Genomic DNA, 1,003 nt, shown 5'->3' on the forward strand with positions numbered 1-1,003 from the left:
TTAGTATTGGCCTACTCGGTTCTGTCTGCACGGTTTTCCGTTCGTTCGATTTCGAGCGCGCAGCTATTTCTACCGAACGGGCCTCATTACCGTCGCTTAGGCTACTGGCTTTGCCGGTGGCCTTTGAAATCAAAGATTTCTGACAAAATAGGTTGTTCCCTGTTCGATGCGGGCCGTAGGCCAAGTCGAACCCGCGCGAAGCGCGGCCTTGATGTTCCCCGTCCCGATACCTCAAACGCACCGTCACGCGCAGCGGCAGGCACCCGAAGGGCCGTAGCGAAGCGTAGGACGGCGTAGCCGTTGCCATAGCGAGCATGGCGGTACGATTGCAGGTGAGGATAGGAAAACTTGCGTGGCCGGTGAGCGTAGCGAACCTTATAGGCCACGCTCCATTGAATTATCGGCCGTCAGGACGATGCCGAACTCCTATTAAATTAAATTAGATTGAGATTGAGCCTGCTTGACGGACTCGCGTTCTGACCTCAAAGCGCGAGACTGCGCTAATCGCAGCAAAGCTGCGCCTAGCGGGTCATCCGGATCTACGTCCATCATGGTGCGTTCCAGCTCCGATAACCCCGCGCGGTGTGTCTTAATCTCGGCTGTATGGATCTCTTGCGCATGCGTGTGATCATCCGGCGCAGGTGGTTTCTGAAAGAACCGCCCCATCATCGCCGCCGCACGTCGCGGCAGAGAAAGGCGGTAAGCATTGCTGACCTGCCGGACCTGCGGTCCCCTGCCCTCGTTGCCGGTCGGCTCAAACCGACGCAACCAATCCAGAAAGCCATGAACGCGCAGCGCCTTGAGCGCTCGCACGATAGCGTCCCGCGACCGGCGCAGCTTCGCCATCAGGAAGTCTAGCGACGGATCTAACCGGCCGGTGCGAAAATTCACCAAATTGCCAAGATATTCCAGCACCTCCAAAGCGATAAAGCCAAGCGCGCCATTTCGCGCGCCTGGCTGTCGCGTCGCCAGTTCGTACCGCTTCGCCGCAAGCTTGATCTGT

The 1,003-nt window shown here is 58.0% G+C and carries 1 protein-coding gene; it reads right to left on the reverse strand.

All coding sequences use genetic code 11. From position 1 onward, the window contains the following. Positions 1 to 429 precede the first annotated feature (429 nt). On the reverse strand, positions 430 to 1,003 hold a 574-nt coding region (locus tag ACFPLB_RS17405; RefSeq protein WP_378232042.1), incomplete at its 5' end, for a helix-turn-helix domain-containing protein.

Origin of the sequence: Aquamicrobium segne, assembly GCF_042656785.1 — a bacterium.
GTDB lineage: Bacteria > Pseudomonadota > Alphaproteobacteria > Rhizobiales > Rhizobiaceae > Mesorhizobium > Mesorhizobium segne.